This window comes from Burkholderia sp. E168m23 (genome assembly GCF_016586125.1).
Taxonomy (GTDB): Bacteria; Pseudomonadota; Gammaproteobacteria; order Burkholderiales; family Burkholderiaceae; genus Burkholderia; species Burkholderia orbicola.
Genome location: NZ_BCPP01001226.1, coordinates 1 through 1,711, shown reverse-complemented (window position 1 = coordinate 1,711; position 1,711 = coordinate 1). Strand labels below are relative to the sequence as shown.

Sequence of the window (1,711 nt, the reverse complement as noted above, 5' to 3'; positions counted from 1 at the left end):
TCGTCATCGAACGCGACTTGTCGCGTCCGCCGCGCACCTGCTGGCGAATCGACAGTTCTTCCAGTTGCGCGATGTCGACGGCGGAGAATGCATCGGGCCGGGCCTTCGCTTCGTCGAGCGCCTTGACCGCGCCGCCGCTGGCCGCGAGGCCGAACACGTCGTTGCGCACCGTCGCGACGTCGGCGGTGCGAAGATTCGGCGCCTGCGCATTCGGCGCCTCGACGTCGGGTCCTTGCGATCGCTGGATCGCCTCGCCGGGGAGCTGCGCGCCCGGTGACTGTGAACCCGGTTGCCGGGACGACGGCGGCTCGACGCCAGGCGGCTGGGCCGCGGGCGTGGGCGAGTTCGGCATCGGCGTGCCGGATGCCTGCGCGACGAGCGTCGGCGTAGCCGGCGGTGCGGGGGGCGCGGTTTGGGCGAGTTGTTGAGGTGCATCCGACGTTGGCACGCGTGGTGCCGGCGCATCCGGCGGCACCGTGTCGAATGCCTGCACAAGCAGCATCGGCGCATTCGGCGCGTGCGCGGCCGGCGCAGGTGCATTCGACGCGGTTGCGTCCGGCACCGGAGCACCCGGCTGCGCTGCATCCGGGTCCACGACGACGGTGGTCGGCATCGCGGGGCTCGCCTGTGCGATCTGCATCGACGCATCCGAGGCCCGTGCGATCGGCGTCGGCGCATGAGGGGGCTGCGTGCCCGAACCTTGGGCGGCCTGCGTCGACGCGCCCGTCGGCTGCAGGTCGGGCGGCAGCGCATCCGGCGCACCATGGGAGCCGGAGATTGCACTCGCGTCGCGCGGCTTCGCGTCGCCTTCGGCGGCAAGGCACGGGCCGGACGCGACGAGCAGGCACAGCAACGGCGCATGCAGGAGGACCCGCCGGTTCGGCGGAACGACGGTGGTGCATTGTTGTTGACGATTGTTAGCCACGATGTCTCCTCACTTTGAAACGATCACATCGGTTGCACGCCCGACGGCGTGCTTCGCCGGCTATCGCGTCGCCGGGCGGCGAGGCCCGGCGGCATCCGGTCGGTTCACAGGCGGTTGCGGACCGCTTGTCCGAGCAACGCGCGCGATTCGCTGTTCGTCGGATCGATGGCGAGTGCACGGCTCGCGTTCTGCTCCACACAGCTCCATTCGTCGATCCGTGCGCACCAGCGCGCCCTGGCCAGAGCGCGGGCACCTTCCACTTCGTCGTGCGTGACGCTGGTGGCCTCCATGTGCGCCGTGCCGGCGATATACGACTGAGGTTGCAGTCTCGGCCCGGGGTCGGGATGTTTTCTCGTGCGCGCCAGCGCCTGCGAACGTGACGTCCGGTGCGCATCGCCCGGACGCGTCGTGCGGCTGCCGGTCGACGCGGCGTGCGGGGCGGCCGCGAGCCGGGTCGGCGGCACGTGTGCGGGGCGCGGGTGTTGCGTGGCCGAACCTGTCGCCGCTTGCGGCGGTACGGCCGGCACGGCCGGTTCGGCCGCGGCCGACAGGGCCGGCGTGGCCGACGCCGAAGGCGTCACCGGCCCGGCCTGCGCGACCGTCGACGTCGAGCCGGCGGGCGCGACGGGCGCCTCGGTGCCGGACGCGCCGCCGGTCGCCGCCACGATGAGCTTGCGGTAGTTGCCAACGGCGGTTCCGATCACGCCGGCGATATCGTGCGTCACGCTCGCATGGCCGATCCTCGCGTCTCGCTCGACGTACGCGAAGGCACCGAAGATCGCGGCA

Annotated in this window: 1 protein-coding gene and 1 pseudogene; both read right to left on the bottom strand. The window is 71.9% G+C overall.

What is annotated here, in order from left to right:
• A pseudogene (locus tag JMF90_RS35970) lies at positions 1-925 on the bottom strand (poly-beta-1,6 N-acetyl-D-glucosamine export porin PgaA); the annotation flags it as partial.
• Between the two features lie 104 nt (positions 926-1,029).
• A partial coding sequence (locus tag JMF90_RS35965) for a hypothetical protein (RefSeq protein ID WP_201326239.1) occupies positions 1,030-1,711 on the bottom strand: 682 nt, incomplete at its 5' end.